We start from the raw sequence: 18317 nt of genomic DNA, 5'->3' as shown, positions 1-18317 counted from the left end.
GAATTGTTAGATGCTAGTCGTAGAAGCAAAGCTAAAAAACGGAACCCCAGAGCAATATCACCAGCTTGATGAAGCTATCAGAACTTCTCAGTTTGTGCGTAACTCTTGTGTTCGTTATTGGATGGACAATAAGGGGACAACCCGCAATGATCTCCAAAAACTTTGTGCTGTACTAGCAGACAACAAAGAAACACCTTGGGTTAATAAATTAAACTCTCAAGCTCGTCAATCGGCTGCTGATAGAGCCTGGCAATCAATTAATCGGTTTTACCAGAATTGTCGATGCCCAGATACCAGGGAAAAAATGTTTTCCTCGGTTCAAAAAGCATAGCCGTTCGGTTGAATACAAACTAACGGGCTACAAACTATCTGATAATCGACGTAAAATCAGATTTACTGATGGTTTTAAAGCAGGAGAATTTGATTTATGGTGTAGTCAAAAAACCTTAGTTTATTATTCAGAGCAACAGATTAAACGGGTAAGAGTTGTTAGACGTGCTGACGGTTATTATTGCCAGTTTTTGATTGACGTAGAACGGCAAGAATACCATAAACCAACGGGACAAATAACAGGAATTGACTTAGGGTTAAAAGAGTTTTATACTGACGCTCAAGGCAATACTGTAGAGAATCCCCGTTATTTAAGCAAGTCAGAAAAACGACTTAAAAAAGCACAAACGAGATTATCAAAACGATTTCGTAAAGGAAAGAAACAGTCTAACAACTATCACAAGCAACGGATAAAAGTAGCTAGGCTTCATCTTAAAGTGTCAAGACAACGTAAAGACAAAGCAATTAAAGACGCTTTGGCGTTAGTCCAGTCTAATGATCTGGTAGTCTATGAAGCTTTAAAGGTAAGAAACTTAGTCAAAAACCGTAAGCTGTCTAAGTCGATTTCTGATGCTTCTTGGTATCAATTCACTGAATGGTTGAATTATTTTGCCAAGATTTATCGGATTGTTTGTGTTGCTGTTCCTCCCCATTTCACGACTCAAGATTGTTCAGTTTGTGGAACAAGAGTTCAAAAAACATTAAGCACTAGAACTCATCAATGTCCTAACTGTAAAACAGTCTTGGATAGGGATCATAATGCAGCAATAAATATTCTTAAAAAAGGGTTACAATATTTGGGAAATCATCTCAACGGTACTGTTGGGCAAACAGAAACCGACCCAAACGCCTTGGGAGAGTCCGACCTCTGGGTTTTCAGTGGAGACATTGAGAATCTAAGCTGTCTCGTTGAACAAGGAATTTCTAACAGCGATGTGGAAAGAATCCCCCGTCACAGCGTAGCTTGACGGTGGGAGTATGTCAACTCACCTTGGCGGCGTATTATTGACAATATTGAGAGCATAAAGGCGAAAACGCTCTAGATCGGCTTGCAGGGTTGATTCCACCACTCGACCGAGGAAAAGATTATCCATCAATTTTCCTAACCAACCTGGTATAGCATAGGCTGCTGTCAGTCGCACAATACTCCTACCATGACGGTCATAAAAACGAATGGCCCCGCGGTTAGGCAAACCGTCCACGGATTCCCATTGAATCATCTGGTGGGGGACAATTTTCAGTATCCGTGACAACCAAGTAAATTCTAGACCACCACTGGCTAACTTCCAACGGGAAAGCTCTGGCTCCTCCTCTAGAATTTTCACCGATTCGATCCATTTCATCCACTGGGGCATTTGTTCTAAATCTGACCAGAGATCCCAAACCAGATCGATCGGCGCGTCCACTTCTACCTGTACACTATGTTCTAACCAAGTCATTCGTTAATTCTGGCGATGCTGAATATTTCTATGATAACGGCTATTAGTCTTTAGCTTTTGACTCAATGATAAAATAAAAACAATCTTCGAGGTTTAATTTTACTATGTTAATCAGAAAACTGCTCGAATGTGAGGAATTCATCGCCGGTGATCATACCCGATTGCGCGAGTTATTGCATCCCGATAAACAGCCGTTAAATCTACGTTATAGTTTAGCCCACGCCTGGGTAGATGTGGGGGAAACTTCTACTCCCCACGCTTTAAAAACTGCGGAAGTTTATTATATTTTGCAAGGACAAGGGGAAATGCACATCGATGAGGAAGTGCAATTAGTGACTGTCGGTGCTGCCATTTATATACCTCCTCTAGCTAAACAATATATTCATAATTGTGGGGAGGAACCCTTAATTTTCTTGTGCATTGTCGATCCTGCTTGGCGACTAGAAGACGAAATTATCTTTGAGTAAACCTAATGAATATTGGCATTATTGGACTGGGTTTAATTGGTGGTTCCTTGAGCTTAGATTTCCGCTCACAAGGTTATAAAGTTTTGGGAGTTTCTCGTCAACAATACACCTGTGATATCGCTGTACAAAAAGGAGTGGTAGATGAATCTAGTACCAGTTTAGAATTATTGGCTACTGCCGATTTAATCTTTATTTGTACTCCCATACATTTAATTGTGCCAACTTTGCAAAAATTAACTCCCTATTTAAAACCCCAAGCCATTGTCACCGATGTGGGATCAGTTAAAGGGGCAATTGTAGCCAATTGTGGCCAATTGTGGCCAAATTTTGTCGGTAGTCATCCTATGGCTGGGAAAACCGAACAGGGAATTAATGCGGCACAATGTGGTTTATTTGTCAATGCCCCATATCTGATTACTCCCCTTGAATCTACCCCTAACTTTGCCGTGGAAATCTTAACTGAAATCGTGCAGAAATTAGGCTGTAAAATTTATTATTCTTCCCCCGAAGAACACGATCGAGCCGTGGCATGGATTTCCCATCTGCCAGTAATGATTAGTACCAGTTTAATCCAAGCTTGTGCGAAAGAACAAGACCTGAATATTCGCAAATTAGCGGAAAATTTAGCTAGTTCTGGTTTTCGCGATACCAGTCGCGTCGGTGGTGGCAATCCCGAATTAGGTTTAATGATGGCTAAATACAATCGTCAAGCTTTATTGATATCCTTGACAAATTATCGGCAAAATCTTGATCAAATTGTTGACTATATTGCAGGAGAAAAATGGCAGGAAATAGAGGAAATTCTCGTTTCTAGTCATCAATATCGAGCCAAGTTTATTCAATAAAAATACCATTGTCACAGCAATTATCTCGCGGCACTGTATCATAGATTTATACTCAGCAAACCAATAAAATGATATGACCACCTTTTTCGACTTTGAAGCCGAATTTGTTGACTCCTTACGTTGCCTACCGATGACCGTAAGAATGAAACTAGATACCTGTGGAGTTAAATTAAAATTATCCCATTGGATGCAGTTGAGTCAACCGGAAAGAATGGTATTAGTTAATATGGCTTGTACGACGGCAGCAGAAGCCAAAATCTATCGAGATTTTCTGCAAAAATTAATCGCCGAAAAAACTGGCAATCCCCCGGAAGAACTAGCAATAGATCCCGCTCCTGCTTGGCTAGATGATAGCCAGATTCCCGATACAGTCCGAGAAAAAGCTAGAGAATTCCAGATCGAAATTAGTTTAGAACAATGGCAAAAATTGCCACCATCCCAACGGTTTGCCCTGATTAAACTCAGTCGTCCGGGTCATGAAAATCTCAACTTCTATCCGGCCCTGAAAGAGTTCCATATAGTCGATGCCTAACTCAAGAACCTATGCTATATTAAGTTTGTTTCTACCTTACTTTGGCGAGAAATTAGTATTTTATACCAGATCAATCTCGAATTAAAACGGGGGGAAATAGCGGATGATAGCTGGTTTAATTAGTCCCAGCAAAGGTAAGATTTTCTGCCATGGCAAACCTTAACGGGACTTAATAAATACATTGCAGGAACTCGCTGCTCTGGAACTTGGTCAATTCTCTTAATAAAAATGATAATTAATGAGCATATTCTTGGAAAATAATTATACAGTTTCCATCCAGTCAAAAACTTGATTCAATTGCGACAAATCGATTAAACCGTACTGCCATAAAACCATCGGCAAAGAACCCACCGATGCTTCACAGAGACGCACAGCCATATCGAGGGAACGGGGGGAAATTGCTAATTTTTCCAAGAGGAAAGTGCGGAGTTGTTTTTGTTGATGAGCTTCCATGATTAAGGATCATTGGTAATGATAATCGGATTATTGAATAACTTATCCTCTATTAAAAAGAGATGCTTCCCTCACGGGGATCACCCAATTGGGTGATTTTGTCCACCAATCGGAATAATTTAAGAATTTATCCATAATATGTTCTACTATCCCGAAATTGCTAGTAGGGATATCAACACTTCCTTTACTTAGAAAAACGAGAAAGGGGAACTTTTGGGATAAGCTATTGATAACCTAGTTTTTGCTCGAGTAGGAGAGAATTTCCCTCAATGAGTCATGTTCCTCAAGTTTCCGTGATTATTCCTTGCTATAATCAAGGTCGCTATCTTGATGATGCGATCACAGCTGTTTTAGTGCAAACATACCAAAACTTTGAAATCCTTGTCATTGATGATGGATCCACAGAACCGGAAACCATCGAGATTTTACAAGATTATCAACAGCCAAAAACCCGGATCATCCGCACAGAAAATCAAGGGGTTGCCACAGCGAGAAATCTAGGAATTGCCCAAGCGCAAGGAACCTATATTCTTCCTCTTGATGCCGATGATAAAATTGCCGATTCCTATCTAGAAAAAGCGGTTGCTTTGCTAGAAGGTAATGAGCAATTAGGTATAGTTTATTGCGAAGCGGAGTATTTTGGGGATAGACAAGGAATTTGGCCGCTGCCTGAGTATGAATTTCCCGATATATTAGTAGATAATATGATATTTTGCTCCGGTTTGTTTCGGAAATCCGATTGGGAAACTGTGGGGGGCTATAATACTAATTTAATTTATGGTTGGGAAGATCACGATTTTTGGTTATCTCTGATCGAATTAGGTCGAGAAGTCTATCGTATCCCAGAAGTGTTATTTTTCTATCGACAAAAAGCTGATTCTATGAGTCGCTCAATGACCGCAGAACACTATATTTATTCCTACACGCAACTTTTTTATAATCATCCCCAACTTTACTCCCAAAATATCCAAGCCATTTTTGCTGCTTTAGTTACCTTAAAAGTCGATATATTCGCTCAGTTGGAACAGGCTAGAGAACGAATTAAACAATTAGAAATTCATCAACAAGAATTACAACAAGAATTGCAAAAAACCCAATTGGATTATCGAGAAAGAGACGAGGAATTACAAAAAGCTGACAGTAAAATAGCCGCCATGGAAAAAAGTAAATTCTGGCAAATGAGAAGAGTTTGGATTAAAATGCAAAAATTGCTAGGTTTGCTGGAAAAAGACCCAATTTATTCCTAATGGAACTTCAACGCTAAACAAAGATCGAATCGATTATAATCATTACAGAGTAAGCACTTTACGATTTGACTTCTGGATCACGGTGTCAAGATTTAGATCGTCGATAATTCCTTGCCGGTTGGCGAGTCCTCCCTGTTTCATGGTTTCTTCTAGTTCGTTGCTTTGGGTTTCCCTGTATTGAGTGCATTTTAGTCGGTCTTTGGGGTTGTAAGCTAAACGGCGCTTAACCTGCATGATCCAACAGCTATAACCCTTTTGGAGTCTATATCGGTGATCCGAAGTAAAAGCCGTTTAGCTTAGATTTTGGCATCGGGGAGGACAATGGGGAAGATGCGAGCGTAGAAATCTCCATTTTTTGCGATCTCGATTAACTCGAACATACAGTTAGACGATTTCAGGTATTTATCGCTAATGACGAGGAGAACACAGTTTCCCCCTAATCTTAATGAGCAACTAATTACTTTTGCATATAATTTAGCAACGAGCAACGAATATATCCAGATGAGCTTAAGTAATTTTATTGAAAACTTCCAATTAATTTTTGATAATTTTGAGCAGAAAAATAGTCAACAAGATAAATAAATAAGTGAGATTCGTGGTAATTTAATTGATCATAAAACTTGCTTGGATAACATAAAACAAGCAATAATCGATGTCAAAAATGATCTATATAATATCTAGCCCATTGCTAGTTCATAGTAGTAACACAAAAAGTAAGCTTTTAGAATATTCTTCAAAAAGAAATAAGGAATACAGCTTAAGACTTATTTTAGAAATCAGGAAACATTTGTTGGCAACCGAAAGTGATCCTGAAATACAGCCGATAAATACTTATTTTACAAGGATGATAATTGATGCTAACGTGGCCTTTGAAGCAGTAGTCAATATGGATAAATTCAGAAAATGGATAATACAATAGGAAAATCTTAGCAAAAGTAGCCACAAAAATTGATAAGCTAAACGGCGCTTAACCTGCATGATCCAACAGCTATAACCCTTTTGGAGTCTATATCGGTGATCCGAAGTAAAAGCCGTTTAGCTTAATATCGAGGGTAGAACTGAAAAAAGCAATTTAGCCGCCGCTACAGCAATTCTGGCGGGGTTAGTATTAAGTAAGGAAATCATCAGAAGCTTATTAAGAGAAGAAATTATGCGTAAATCAGTCATTTATCAGGATATCTGGGAAAAAGGAAGACAAGAAGAAGCGGTTTCTTTGATTCTACGGCTACTTAACCGTCGTTTAGGTGAAATATCCTCAACTGTAAGCCAAAAAATCCAAGAACTATCTCTAGAACAATTAGAAACTTTAGGAGAAGCACTGCTCGATTTTACCAGCTTGACAGAGCTGACCACTTGGTTATTGGACACAGAAACTTAAATCCCCAGAAGATGTCTGCTCGTCCTGCGTTAAATTTTTAAATACCGGCTTTTTTTGTATTGATTTAACCATGGCTACCAGCGATATCTCCAATTCTACTCACTCATCCCCAAAACCCCTGCCAAAACTGGGACTTTTCACCATGTTTCGCTTAGGACTCTTTCAGATGGGACTAGGTATTATGTCCCTGCTGACTTTGGGGGTTCTCAATCGGATTATGATCGATGAGTTAAAAGTTTTACCCTTTCTCGCCACAGCTGCGATCGCTATGCACCAGTTTGTTAGTCCAGCACGCATCTGGTTTGGGCAAAGATCCGACGGTAAAACTATTTTCGGTCATCATCGCAGCGGTTATGTCTGGATTGGGGCGGCAGTTTTTACCGCTTTAGCTTTTGTTGCTTTGCAGGTAGTTTGGCAATTGGGACTTAGTATTCAAACTTCGGGATGGAATACCATTTCCTACGCCTGGATTGCCCTCTTAGCCTTAATTTTCGCCCTCTACGGACTCGCTTTAAGTGCCAGTTCTACCCCTTTTGCTGCCCTCTTAGTGGATGTGTCCGATGAAGATAATCGATCGCAATTAGTTGGTATAGTTTGGTCAATGCTGATGGTGGGAATCGTCGTCGGGGCGATCGTTAGTTCTCGTTTGCTGGATACTCCCAATATCTGCGGTACAAATATTTTGACCTATGATCCGACTCAATCAGCCCCTATAGCCAATATTCCGCAGCTAAAGGCGAATATTAACCCCGTGTTTGCGATTATGCCCGCTATCGTTTTCGGTCTCTGTATTTTAGCGACTTTTGGCGTAGAAAAAAAATATTCTCGTTTTAGTAGTCGGTCCACTCTTGTGCAAAGAGAGGATCAAATTACCTTTAAAGATGCCCTACAAGTTCTCACCGCTAGTCGGCAAACCGGTTTATTTTTCACCTTTCTGCTGATGATGACTTTGAGTTTATTTATGCAGGATGCAATTATGGAACCTTTTGGCGGCGAGGTTTTTGGGATGTGTATCGCCCAAACCACCCAATTAAACGCTTTTTGGGGAACCGGAACCCTTTTTGGTATTGCTGCCACGGGTTTTATGCTCATTCCCCGCATCGGTAAACAAAAAACCACTAAATATGGCTGTATTTTTGCAACAATTTGTTTTATTCTGTTGATTTTTGCCGGCTTTTCTGCTAACCAAAGTTTATTAAAATCAAGCTTGCTCTTTTTCGGTTTAGCTTCGGGAATGATTACCGCCGGAGCTACCAGTTTAATGTTAGATTTAACCGCCGCCGAAACCGCAGGAACTTTTATCGGCGCTTGGGGATTATCACAAGCGATCGCCCGGGGATTAGCCACGGTTTTAGGCGGTACGATTTTAAATATCGGTAAAGTTGTCTTTTCTAGTCCGGTTTTAGCCTATGGCTTAGTTTTCCTCGTGCAAGCATTGGGAATGATCCTGGCAGTTTGGTTATTAAGTCGGGTTGATGTGAAGGAATTTAAGGAAAATGCCCGAGCAGCGATCGCAACAGTCATGAAAGGAGAGATCGACTAGCAAAAGCAAGTAAAAGTGAGATAACAGGAGAATTAGCCCGATCGGGGGAAGTTGGTTAGCCGCTTTTTTCCTATCCTAAAAGTAGAGAAGAAAACGAAAGAGGAGGCGAAAACGATGAAAAGGACTTTAATGATTGCCCTAGGTTCCCTAGCCTCCTTACTGCTGATTAACCCCGTCGGTGCGGAAAATCCTCAACAGGTACAACAATTATTGAATACGCGGGAATGTCCAGGCTGTGATCTCCGCGGTGCAGATTTAAGGGGGGCGCATCTAATCGGTGCCGATTTGAGAAAAGCGAATTTACAGGGAGCTAATCTGGAGGAAGCTAACTTAGAGGGCGCGGATTTGACGGATGCTAACCTGGAAGGCGCAAATTTAACCGCAGCTTTTCTGACTAATGCAAGTTTCAATCAAGCTGATCTCGATGGAGTCAATTTCACCAGTGCCGTGATTTATGATGCCGATGTGACAGGTGCATCGATGGAGAGAATTAACTTGACAAATGCTCAGATTTATGGTACTGGCATCGCTGTGGGTGGTGGCAATCCCTAGATAGGGCGGGCTGAATGAATCTAAAAACCTGGCGTTGTCAAATTGAAAGATGCTCCGAATCAGCACCGGAACTGAAATTACTTTGATAGGAAAGATTACATGGCATCTTGACAATTAGTGTTTAATGAACGAATAGTGCCGATAGTTGGGCTTAAGTGGGGAACAAGAGTCGCTCGATTTAGCAGTGGAATTAGCCCTACAATCGGCGTAGGGCTAATTCATGAATTAGCCCTACAATCGGCGTTGTCAAATGGAAAGATGCTCCGAATCAGCACCGGAGCATTGCATCTTTCCTCTTCTGATCTGACAACGCCGAAAACCTTGTGGGGTGCGACTTTTAGACTTTTTTTATTAACGATCGCTTTTGATAATTTCCCCGATTAAGTCTCACTGGGATTCTGGGACATCCGGCGCGAGAATCATCAATTGTCCCTCCTTATCCTCGCGAATGGCTAGAATCGCTGGACGTTCATTTTCTGCCGACTGAGGGGATAACCTGCGAAAAACATAGATCCAATTGTTATTTTGGATTAATAACCGCCAAACTCGCGGGGGATTAACTTTGCTATCATTCGTTTCTTTTCCCCGCAGCTCTTCGAGTAATTTAGTCTCACCGATAATTCGATAACCTTTGAGAGAAGGATCGGTAAAAACATCCTCCGGATTCCGACCGATCGCTATCTGTTTTTCCGGTAAAACTAAAGTGATAACTGGTAAGGTAGAACTATCATTAACTGCATCGCGACGGGCATCGATCGATCCCTGAATTCGAGCTAACCAAAAAAGAATAATTAATAGCCAAATAACAGCGATCAAATCTTTTCGGAGAGATTCGGGAATTCCCCGGACTAATAAACTTAGAAACGGAAATTTTTGATGAAATTTCCGTTTAAATTGACTGACAATTGAATAGGATGGCAGGGGAGACAAAATCCAGAGGGCAAATTGAATCGCAAAGGCAACGGCAACCAGTGCCAGAAACGTTCGCAGCAACGCCCCGAAATCGCCGCAGAAGACCTGTATCGGTACAAAAAGGAAGGAACGCAAGGGCAAGTCCAGACGGTTAATCTCAAGGCGAAACTAGCCGAAATAGGCCCACCGATAGATCCATCCCGTAAAATAGAGAAAAATCCCCAGCAAACCGAGAAGACTGGCGAAAGTTCCTAGTATCTGTGTTCCGGGAGGGGGAGAATTCGGAGCGCTCACGGCAAAATGTCCCTGATTGGCGTTTTCGATCGCTATCCTACTCGATCGATCGGGTTCTATCGCCAGTTCTTTGTATTTTATCAAGGAGAATAACCATGTCCATCGACGATCCCCGACAAGTTCGTTTGTTAATCGAGAAAATGGAAGCGAGTTTACCAATCCCTGTGCGTGCAACTCCCGAAACGTTAAAAATAGCTGAAACAAAAGGCGAGCGATACAAACCCGATCACCAGTTTTCGATCGATAAAATTTTCTACACTGGAGACGAGGGGGGAATTATTTGTTCCCTAAAAAATGAATCGGGAAAACAAACGGGTCTTATATGTTCTTTAACCCATCTACGCATCGATAACGATCATCCGTTAGCGGCGGATATTCAATCCTACCAGAAAAAGCGATCGATGCGGATTGCACTACAGGATGGCAAAACCGGAAAAGCCCTCCGTATTGCCAAACAAAACCGCCCGAAAAAAGGTTTCGGAAAGTAAAAATATATTGACAAAAACCGCAGGTTGGGTTACGAGTAGCGCTAACCCACCGAATCGAATTATATTCGGGGAATAGGAATTTGATTAGTTCGTTGCTACCAGATCGTATTAACCGTTGATAATTGAATTTTTCGATCTCGGCTAATTAAGGGAACGTTTAAATATAGGGCGGTTGCCGCAATAATTCGATGTAAAGATACCAGATAACCGCATGAGTATCTAAGTAGCTGGTTATAATTAAATTTAAAATGGATTTCAGGTTCGATCCCCCCTGCCCCCCTTGATAAGGGGGGTGTCTGATAATTTTTAACGCCTACCTACTTAAAACTGCTTTTAACACTTAAAGAGCCTATGCCGTAAAATCTCCCCACGCTTCTCGTCGGGTTTTATCGATATCTTCAGCCGAGGGAGCCTGTCCTAAATCGGCGCATATACCCCATAAAGAGGGACGGGGTTGATTAACTTCTGCCGATTCCGATGCCATTTCTGCGGTAATTTTTTCGATCAGTTGCCGTTTCTCGATCGAGGATAATTTTTCCACCCACCGCATTAGCTCTTGTAGAGTCATATTTCTATCGTCCACCGCGTAAAGGAGTAGCTTTATAAGTTTTAACATAAGGAGAAGATACAACGCTTCCCCTTTGACAATCCCGACGCTAAAACATGGAAAAACCCTCTAGAAAAAACCCCAGGGTGGGTTACGAGTAGCAGTAACCCACCGCATCCAAGATTGAAAACAGAACCAAGCAAATCCCGATCATTCAGGCAAGGTAAAGATGAAAAAACTCTACCCAATAATAACCGCAACTAGCCTAGTTTTTATCGCCTCTCTTGCCGGCTATCATCTACCCATAAACGAAGTGGGAATTGGTCATGCCAGCTGCGGCACCAGCCCCAACATTGGCAATTAGGGAACTACCGAGGACGGTGGAATCGTTATACCAGATGTCGCCGTTGGTGGTATTGACGTAGATGCCGGAGGGGGCTCCCAATGATCCCCCGGTGAACCCCGCTCCGCTGAAAAACGAAGCAGGGTTAAGGGGATTTCCAGGCAGAGGACCACCAGTAAAGCCCAGACCCTTGATCCCCGGACTAATAAAGCCGACCAAGCTGCTGTCAAGACGGTCTGCCAGAACGATCCTGTCATCGAGTACGGAGAAGCCGAAGATCAGATCACGGTTCGCTAGGCCAATTTCGTCGAGCCAGAATAAATCGCTTCCGGCAAAATCGACAAGGGTATCCTGACCCGAGCTACCATTGAGGGCGTCGTTGCCAAGGCCACCACCAAGGACATTGTTGCCAATGTTGCCCACGAGGATGTTGTTGGTGCCATTGCCAGTAGCGTTGATATTGGCACTTCCCGTCAGGATCAAGTTCTCAATCCCGAATCCTTGGGTACCCAATGTCCCCGGTGCTAGGGAATAGGTTACTGAGGACAATACCGTATCAGCCGTCCCACCTGGGGCAGTGTTCAAAAGTTCCCGGACGATGTCGCCGCTGTTGTCCACACCGTAGAGGTCGTCGCCATTACCACCATCCATCGAGTCAACACCAACACCACCATTGAGGATGTCGTTGCCATCTCCGCCATTGAGGGTGTCGTTGCCAAGGCCACCATCAAGGACATTGTTGCCAATGTTGCCCACGAGGATGTTGTTGGCGCCATTGCCAGTAGCGTTGATATTGGCACTTCCCGTCAGGATCAAGTTCTCAATCCCGAATCCCTGGGTACCCAATGTCCCCGGTGCTAGGGAATAGGTTACTGAGGACAATACCGTATCAGCCGTCCCACCTGGGGCAGTGTTCAAAAGTTCCCGGACGATGTCGCCGCTGTTGTCCACACCGTAGAGGTCGTCGCCATTACCACCATCCATCGAGTCAACACCAACACCACCATTGAGGATGTCGTTGCCATCTCCGCCATTGAGGAAGTCGTCGCCAAGGCCACCATCGAGGCTGTCGTTGCCCGCATTACCTATTAGGAAATCGTTGCCCGCATTACCTAGTAGGAGATCATCGCCATCATTACCAATGATTAAATCATTACCATCACCACCGTCAGAAGTGTCATTGCCAAGGCCACCATAGAGGGTGTCGTCGCCAAGTCCGCCATTGAGGGTGTCGTTGCCATCACCACCATCGAGGAAGTCGTTGCCAAGCCCACCATGGAGGGTGTCGCTGCCATCATCGCCATCGAGGAAGTCGTTGCCATTACCACCATCGAGGAAGTCGTCGCCATCATAGCCAAAAATGATATCATCGCCCCCCAGTCCACTGTACCACCCGATGACTCCAAGTGATGCGAAAAGTGGAGTAATGATGTTATTGAATATATCTCCCGTAATTAGAGGCATGAATTTAATTCTCCTTAACTATCAAGTAACTTTACATAGGGACGCTTATCTATTAGATAGCAATGTCGCCAGTGTTACAGAAAAAATATCTAAAAAGTACTTGGCAAAATAAATCTTAATATTAGCTGAGTTCGGGCTACAGCCTTGATCGTAAAGATGAATGATAGGGCATCGTCTTCTGTCGCCCGAAAACGAAAAGCTCATACCTCACCATTAAGATAACTGCTATAACTCTCTTCTGTTAGCGCAATCGCTGATCTGGTAGGGTGCGTGTTTGCGGAGATAATCTCTGATAAAAAACTCAAATTAACAATCCGCGCCCCACCCAGCAACTTGATCATTAAATTGGTGCGCTATGATTATAATAATTAGAGATGATCTGGAGTCAATCCTGTTAATTTAGCAATTCTTGCTAATATTTTCACGGCAAAGTATCCCTAATTTGCGCTTTTGATTGCTATCCTACTTGATCGGGTTCTATCGCCAGTTCTTTGTATTTTATCAAGGAGAATAACCGTGTTGATGGACGATTCCCGATTCGATGGTTTGTCGAGCCAAATTGGATAATCGTTGATCCGCGTAAAGATACCAGATAACCCCATGAGTATCTAAAACTGCTGCCGTTTCTCGATCGAGGATAATTTTCCCGCTACTGCGTAAAGGAGTAGCGGCTCTTCTGGTTTCTGTGTGGAAACGGGGTCTATACTGATAGTTTCTTCAGCAAAATAGTCCTAAAAGTCTTTCCCAGTAAACATTTCACGATTCTATAAGCAAAAATTATCACACAAAGTCGAGAAGAGCCGAGTAGCTTTATAAGTTTTAACATAAGGAGAAGATACAACGCTTCCCCTTTGACAATCCCGACGCTAAAATATGGAAAAAACCCTCTAAAAAAAACTGATCATTCAGGCAAGGTAAAGATGAAAAAACTCTACCCAATAATAACCGCAACTAGCCTAGTTTTTATCGCCTCCCTTGCTGGCTATCATCTACCGGCCACTGGCGATCAATCTCCCGTCAAGAAAATTCCCGTATTCATACCAGATGATACAAATGTATCTTTAAAAAATGGCACTTCTCTATCTGGGAGATTAATCAAGTTCGATTCCCAAGCAAAAACGATCGCTTTAGGGAGAGATTCAAAAACAAAAGAAGTGGCAATGAAAGAGATCAAACAGATAGAGTTTCAAGGGAAGGTTATTATCAAAAGCGGAAGGCTTGTTATTCGTGGGGAAGAGAAATCAAGCAATCCAAAAGAGAATAGAAAACGCTGGCAGGAACCCCTACAGAACTTCAAAATTATTGATGTTAATGAAGGAAAAGCGGAAGTAACTTTAACCTCGCTAGATTCTCCAGAAATAGGAGGGATCGAGGATGTGGTGCGTAACAGTTCCTACGTTGTTGAGGAAATTAAATTCAACCCCTCGGACAAAATTGAGATTCAGGTAAACCCGCATTAAAATTCACAAAGGAGAGGTCAATTATTTAGGTAATTAAGGAAGACTTTAAATGGGAAAGTTGGCTGATGTATTGTTCGATTGTTTTTGGTGATAGTGGATCGTTTAAGGTCGGGTTAGCGAGGTAAAAAATGATGTCATTAATGAGATTTTCCTCATCTGTTTTATAGGCGATATCTTCTCTGCATTCGATGGCATCAGCCCAGTTTTCTAAGTCGGTGGCAGATAGAGCGTTATTGAGATAGCGATCAAGAATATCGATCAGATGCTCTTTTTTTAGGGTGATAATTGCTTCGCTACTGTCCCAAGGAAAGGTTTTTAGGATAGGGAGGATAGTTGATAGGGGTTGGTCAAAGTTGACTAGGGCGTGAGGTATTCTTGTCTATTTTTCATGGGTATTTTTGTTTGATGTGAACAGTATATAGCGGTTCTCGCATCTGTGCGGCACACTTAAACCTTTGCTGATTAAGCTGTTCAGGATCGGGAATGTACCTCTTGTGAATCAGAAACGCTATAAGTAGCTGGTTATAATTAAATTAAAAGGTTCTTCGGTTTGTGTTATGCAATGGACGGGAGTTATAAGGGGTGAAACCCTTATATAGAAAGACATTGCTTCGATTTTTGCCAATTGTTTTCAATCTAGAACGAGCTAATCAATTAAGTCTCTTGCCATATAAGGATTTAGTCGATTTATGCCCCCCTATCGAACCATAACAAGTAACGAAGAGCCAATTAAAAATGGATTTTAGGTTCGATCCCCCCTGCCCCCCTTGATAAGGGGGGTGCCGATAGGCGGGGGGATCCCCCTTGATAAGGGGGGTGCCGATCCCCCCTTAGTCCCCCCTTGATAAGGGGGGTGCCGATCCCCCATGCTCCCCTTGATAAGGGGGGTTTCTGATAATTTTTAACGCCTACCTACTTAGTAATTATAATCTTTTGGTAACTGTCCATTTTGAACGCCGATTAAAGGGGAAACTATGAAAATAGACTATGATCGAGCCGCTAATGCCGCTTATATTCGTCGTTTTGAGGGAAAGGTTATTGATTCTGAGGAAGTAGCGCCGGGGATTGTCTATGATTACGATGAGACGGATAGGATTGTAGGGATTGAGATTTTAGCAGTCAAACAGAGAACGGCCGAACAATTCAAAAATATTGATTTTCTGTTGGAAGAGAGTGAAAAACAAGAGATTAGACAATGGTTCGGAAAGTTAATACTAAATTGTTAAGTGATGTGAGAAATTCAGGAAATATGGGAGGTGCTATAATTGACATATTTACTCAGTCAAAAAACGATGATTAAGTTAAAAGTCACAACGGTAGGGAACTCTATGGGGGTGATTTTCCCGAAAGAGTTGGTGGAGAAGCTGCGCCTTAGTAAAGGCGATATGCTCTACGTCTTGGAAACGCCGAATGGCTTTGAGCTTACACCCTACGACCCCGAATTTGTCCAGCAAATGGAAGTGGCGGAGGAAGTGATGCGCGAAGACTGGAATGTTTTGAGAAAGCTGGCAACTTAGGCTCATGAACCAGCTAATCTGGATAGCTGATGGGGTAGCTATCGCGATTCATCACCGCCAAATAGCCGAGCATGGTGGATTAGAGGGTATTCGAGATGAGGGGTTGCTAGAAAGCGCACTTTCCCGACCGCAAAATCTTCTGGCTTATTCTAAGTCGCCTCCTGACATGGCTTCTTTGGCAGCAGCCTACGCTTATGGGATTGTCAAGAATCACCCTTTTGTAGATGGGAATAAGAGAACGGCCTATGTAGTGACGAGGACTTTTCTCAGGCTCAATGGCTACGATGTTCAAGCTTCTAGTCAAGAAAAATACCAGATATGGATCGATCTTGCTGTTGGTAAGCTTTCAGAGGAAGAATTAGCTGATTGGATTAGGAAACGTTTATTAAAGATTCCTCTAATGTCGGGTTAGCGAGGGGAAAAATTATGTCATTGATCAGATCTTCGTACTTAAATAGGACTGTTATCGCATTAAATTTAACAAGGGAGTTGAATATGATTACCTTTGAAAACGCGCTGGAGTTGGTTAGTCAATTACCAAGGGAACAGCAAGAAATGTTAATCGAGTCAGGGGAGAATATCAGGAATTGAGAGCTTGTTCCTGTAGTTATGATTGCCGCATCATTTTCTATTTAGAACGAGACGAAAAAACTTAAACAGATAGGATAGTTTTGATTAACATTGGAACTCATGATGAGGTGTATTAACTAATAACTGATAGCGGAAATAACTATGAATCCCAAATTTTACGCCTTACTTACCCTTTCCCTAGTGGCTACCGTCACCCTACCAGTTGTTAACGGGAAACTCTCCTCTCTCGTCCCTGCGGTAATAGCGCAAAATACGGATGCGAGGAAAGCCGAAGCGGATCAACTTTTGCAATTATGTCGCCAGAATCTTGATAATAATCAAGTAAAATTGGCGATTCAATCCTGTCAACAGGCGGTGATAGCCTACCGGCAAATTAAAGACCTTTCAGGGGAAGCTAAATCTACCGTTAATTTAGGCAATGCCTATTTTAACGACGGTCAATACCGTCAAGCTATTTCTGTTTTAGAAAATGCGGTTAAAATAGCACAAGAGTCAAAAGAACGTCGTCTAGAAGCCCTCGCCTTTTTAAATCTCGGTGGGGCTTACTATGAGTTAGGAGAATTTAAGGAGAGCATAGAATTTTTTCAGCAGACTTTAACCATCGCAAAAGAAATTAAGGATGCTGATTTAGAAAAAAGTGCTGAAAAACTCTTAGTATTAATGGAAGCAGAAAAACAGCGAAAAGAAGCGGATAAGCTTTTCGAGCAAGGCGCTCAACAATATAAAATATAGCAATTCTTGGAGCTATGAGGTACAATAGAAAGTAAATAGACAAATAATAGAACTTACCAGCTTCCTATGAGACCCTATTCCGTAGATTTTCGCCAAAAAATTATCGATGTCTGGAAGAAAGAAAAAATTTCCATTCGAGGACTAGCCCAGAGATTTGACGTGGCTAAAAGCTTTATTCAGAAGTTATTGAAGCAACATAAAGAAACAGGAGATATCCGTCCTCGTCCGCAAGGGGGAAGTCCGCCAACCAAGTTATAGTCATTTCAAATAAGTGTGAGACGAGGGAAAAATAAGGTAAAATCAAGAGAAACGAGCAACCCATACAGAAAAATGTCTTATAGCCTAGACTTGAGAAAAAAAGTAATCGATTATGTAGAGAATGGGGGAAGCATAACCAAAGCCGCCGCTCTATTTAATATAGGAAGAGCGACGATATATAGATGGCTAGGTAGGGAAAAACTGGAAGCAACAAAGGTAAAACACCGTCAGAGAAAGCTGGACTGGAAAGCACTGTCAAAAGATGTCCAAGAAAATCCCGAGGCAAGATTAAGAGACAGAGCCGAGAAATTTGGAGTGAGACCAAGTGCCATTTGCTATGCCTTAAAAAACATGAAAGTTACCAGAAAAAAGAAGGAACTTCGTTATAGAGAAAGAAACCGAGAAGAAAGAATGAAATACTACAGAGTGCTGAGAGAATTGATTAAAATATATGGAAGTGAAAGCCTTGTATTTATTGATGAGTCAGGGTTTGAAGAATTTCAAGCCTGTTTTTATGCTTGGTCAAAAAAAGGGAAGAAAGTCTTTGGAGATAGACAAGGAAAACGAGGAAAAAGAGAGAACCTTGTCGCTGGTAGAAGAAAGGGAAAAAAAGACTTTATTGCACCGATGGTATTTACGAGAAGCCTGAATGCCGAAGGTTTTGAAGGGTGGTTATCTTTATATTTGTTGCCCTCTCTAACCATAACATCAGTATTAATTATGGATAATGCACCAATTCATCGGAAGACAGTCATTAAACAACTGGTAGAGGAAGCAGGTCATCAGGTCGTGTTTTTGCCAAAATACTCTCCTGATTTAAATGATATCGAACATGATTTTAGTGCATTAAAGAGGGCAAGAATGTATGCTCCTGTGGGGACACCCCTTGATGAAATTATTCGTACTTATTGTGTCGCCTAGTGTC

At 42.0% G+C, this 18317-nt stretch carries 19 protein-coding genes and 5 pseudogenes; 17 read left to right on the top strand and 7 right to left on the bottom strand.

Translation table 11 applies throughout. The features are described 5' to 3' along the window. The first annotated feature begins 10 nt into the window (after window positions 1-10). A pseudogene (locus MAE_RS30970) lies at window positions 11-1298 on the top strand (RNA-guided endonuclease InsQ/TnpB family protein). An 18-nt stretch (window positions 1299-1316) separates the two neighbouring features. Here MAE_RS30970 and MAE_RS24040 read toward each other — a convergent pair. Beyond that, the gene (locus tag MAE_RS24040; protein WP_002796272.1) at window positions 1317-1769 is read right to left on the bottom strand and encodes an SRPBCC family protein; all 453 of its coding nucleotides are present in this window, start codon (window positions 1767-1769) and stop codon (window positions 1317-1319) included. Between the two features lie 104 nt (window positions 1770-1873). On the opposite strand from MAE_RS24040, the gene MAE_RS24035 reads away from it, so the two are divergent. From MAE_RS24035 to MAE_RS24025, 3 genes are all read left to right on the top strand, one after another. Then, window positions 1874-2236, top strand: a complete 363-nt coding sequence (locus MAE_RS24035; protein ID WP_002736559.1) for a cupin domain-containing protein — start codon at window positions 1874-1876, stop codon at window positions 2234-2236. Window positions 2237-2241: 5 nt separating this feature from the next. Continuing rightward, window positions 2242-3081 carry a prephenate/arogenate dehydrogenase gene (locus MAE_RS24030; protein ID WP_012267836.1) on the top strand — a complete coding sequence of 280 codons (840 nt, stop codon included), beginning with the start codon at window positions 2242-2244 and terminating at the stop codon, window positions 3079-3081. A 73-nt stretch (window positions 3082-3154) separates the two neighbouring features. After that, window positions 3155-3613, top strand: a complete 459-nt coding sequence (locus MAE_RS24025) for a nitrate reductase associated protein (protein ID WP_002796269.1) — start codon at window positions 3155-3157, stop codon at window positions 3611-3613. A 261-nt stretch (window positions 3614-3874) separates the two neighbouring features. On the opposite strand, the gene MAE_RS24020 is transcribed toward MAE_RS24025, so the two are convergent. Then, entirely contained in the window at window positions 3875-4066 is a 192-nt protein-coding gene (locus tag MAE_RS24020; protein ID WP_002738067.1) for a DUF2949 domain-containing protein, read from the bottom strand. 269 nt (window positions 4067-4335) lie between these two features. Here MAE_RS24020 and MAE_RS24015 point away from each other — a divergent pair, with 269 nt between their 5' ends. Further along, window positions 4336-5313, top strand: coding sequence for a glycosyltransferase (locus MAE_RS24015; RefSeq protein ID WP_002796268.1), 978 nt, complete (start codon window positions 4336-4338; stop codon window positions 5311-5313). 42 nt (window positions 5314-5355) lie between these two features. Here the strand turns inward: MAE_RS24015 and MAE_RS24010 are convergent, their stop codons facing one another. After that, the gene (locus MAE_RS24010) at window positions 5356-5547 is read right to left on the bottom strand and encodes a hypothetical protein (RefSeq protein ID WP_012267834.1); all 192 of its coding nucleotides are present in this window, start codon (window positions 5545-5547) and stop codon (window positions 5356-5358) included. Between the two features lie 177 nt (window positions 5548-5724). Here MAE_RS24010 and MAE_RS33630 point away from each other — a divergent pair, with 177 nt between their 5' ends. The 4 genes and pseudogenes from MAE_RS33630 to MAE_RS23990 all read left to right on the top strand — a co-directional run bounded on the left by MAE_RS33630 (window position 5725) and on the right by MAE_RS23990 (window position 8786). Next, on the top strand, window positions 5725-5895 hold the full coding sequence (locus MAE_RS33630) for a hypothetical protein (protein WP_012267833.1): 171 nt from the start codon (window positions 5725-5727) through the stop codon (window positions 5893-5895). 460 nt (window positions 5896-6355) lie between these two features. Then, window positions 6356-6691 (top strand): annotated as a pseudogene (locus tag MAE_RS24000) (DUF4351 domain-containing protein); the annotation flags it as partial. Between the two features lie 70 nt (window positions 6692-6761). Further along, window positions 6762-8234, top strand: a complete 1473-nt coding sequence (locus tag MAE_RS23995; RefSeq protein ID WP_012267830.1) for a BCD family MFS transporter — start codon at window positions 6762-6764, stop codon at window positions 8232-8234. A gap of 114 nt (window positions 8235-8348) precedes the next feature. Beyond that, a complete protein-coding gene (locus tag MAE_RS23990) occupies window positions 8349-8786 on the top strand; it encodes a pentapeptide repeat-containing protein (protein WP_012267829.1) in 438 nt (145 codons plus the stop codon). A 387-nt stretch (window positions 8787-9173) separates the two neighbouring features. Here the strand turns inward: MAE_RS23990 and MAE_RS23985 are convergent. Continuing rightward, window positions 9174-10076, bottom strand: a pseudogene (locus tag MAE_RS23985) (hypothetical protein). An 11-nt stretch (window positions 10077-10087) separates the two neighbouring features. Between MAE_RS23985 and MAE_RS23975 the strand changes: the two are divergent. Continuing rightward, window positions 10088-10480, top strand: coding sequence for a hypothetical protein (locus MAE_RS23975; RefSeq protein WP_012267826.1), 393 nt, complete (start codon window positions 10088-10090; stop codon window positions 10478-10480). A gap of 349 nt (window positions 10481-10829) precedes the next feature. On the opposite strand, the gene MAE_RS23970 is transcribed toward MAE_RS23975, so the two are convergent. Beyond that, window positions 10830-11096 carry a hypothetical protein gene (locus MAE_RS23970; protein WP_012267825.1) on the bottom strand — a complete coding sequence of 89 codons (267 nt, stop codon included), beginning with the start codon at window positions 11094-11096 and terminating at the stop codon, window positions 10830-10832. Window positions 11097-11325: 229 nt separating this feature from the next. Beyond that, window positions 11326-12834, bottom strand: a complete 1509-nt coding sequence (locus MAE_RS23965) for a calcium-binding protein (protein WP_012267824.1) — start codon at window positions 12832-12834, stop codon at window positions 11326-11328. A gap of 920 nt (window positions 12835-13754) precedes the next feature. Here MAE_RS23965 and MAE_RS23960 point away from each other — a divergent pair. Beyond that, complete coding sequence (locus MAE_RS23960) at window positions 13755-14294, top strand: hypothetical protein (protein WP_012267822.1); 540 nt, start codon at window positions 13755-13757, stop codon at window positions 14292-14294. Between the two features lie 25 nt (window positions 14295-14319). On the opposite strand, the pseudogene MAE_RS36255 reads toward MAE_RS23960, so the two are convergent. Further along, window positions 14320-14684: pseudogene (locus tag MAE_RS36255) on the bottom strand (hypothetical protein). A gap of 584 nt (window positions 14685-15268) precedes the next feature. Here MAE_RS36255 and MAE_RS23955 point away from each other — a divergent pair. The 6 genes and pseudogenes from MAE_RS23955 (at window position 15269) to MAE_RS30935 (ending at window position 18313) form a co-directional block, all read left to right on the top strand. Then, window positions 15269-15520, top strand: a complete 252-nt coding sequence (locus tag MAE_RS23955; RefSeq protein ID WP_012267821.1) for a DUF2283 domain-containing protein — start codon at window positions 15269-15271, stop codon at window positions 15518-15520. Window positions 15521-15586: 66 nt separating this feature from the next. Continuing rightward, complete coding sequence (locus MAE_RS23950; RefSeq protein ID WP_012267820.1) at window positions 15587-15811, top strand: AbrB/MazE/SpoVT family DNA-binding domain-containing protein; 225 nt, start codon at window positions 15587-15589, stop codon at window positions 15809-15811. A gap of 4 nt (window positions 15812-15815) precedes the next feature. After that, complete coding sequence (locus tag MAE_RS23945; RefSeq protein WP_012267819.1) at window positions 15816-16223, top strand: type II toxin-antitoxin system death-on-curing family toxin; 408 nt, start codon at window positions 15816-15818, stop codon at window positions 16221-16223. A 320-nt stretch (window positions 16224-16543) separates the two neighbouring features. Then, complete coding sequence (locus tag MAE_RS23940; protein WP_012267817.1) at window positions 16544-17134, top strand: tetratricopeptide repeat protein; 591 nt, start codon at window positions 16544-16546, stop codon at window positions 17132-17134. 66 nt (window positions 17135-17200) lie between these two features. Next, window positions 17201-17389: pseudogene (locus MAE_RS23935) on the top strand (IS630 family transposase); the annotation flags it as partial. Between the two features lie 75 nt (window positions 17390-17464). Next, window positions 17465-18313, top strand: coding sequence for an IS630-like element ISMae21 family transposase (locus tag MAE_RS30935; protein WP_012264307.1), 849 nt, complete (start codon window positions 17465-17467; stop codon window positions 18311-18313). Window positions 18314-18317 lie beyond the last annotated feature (4 nt).

The organism is Microcystis aeruginosa NIES-843, assembly GCF_000010625.1.
Taxonomy (GTDB): domain Bacteria; phylum Cyanobacteriota; class Cyanobacteriia; order Cyanobacteriales; family Microcystaceae; genus Microcystis; species Microcystis aeruginosa.
The sequence above is the reverse complement of the archived record's forward strand: the minus strand, read 5'-3'. Positions and strand labels throughout refer to the sequence as shown.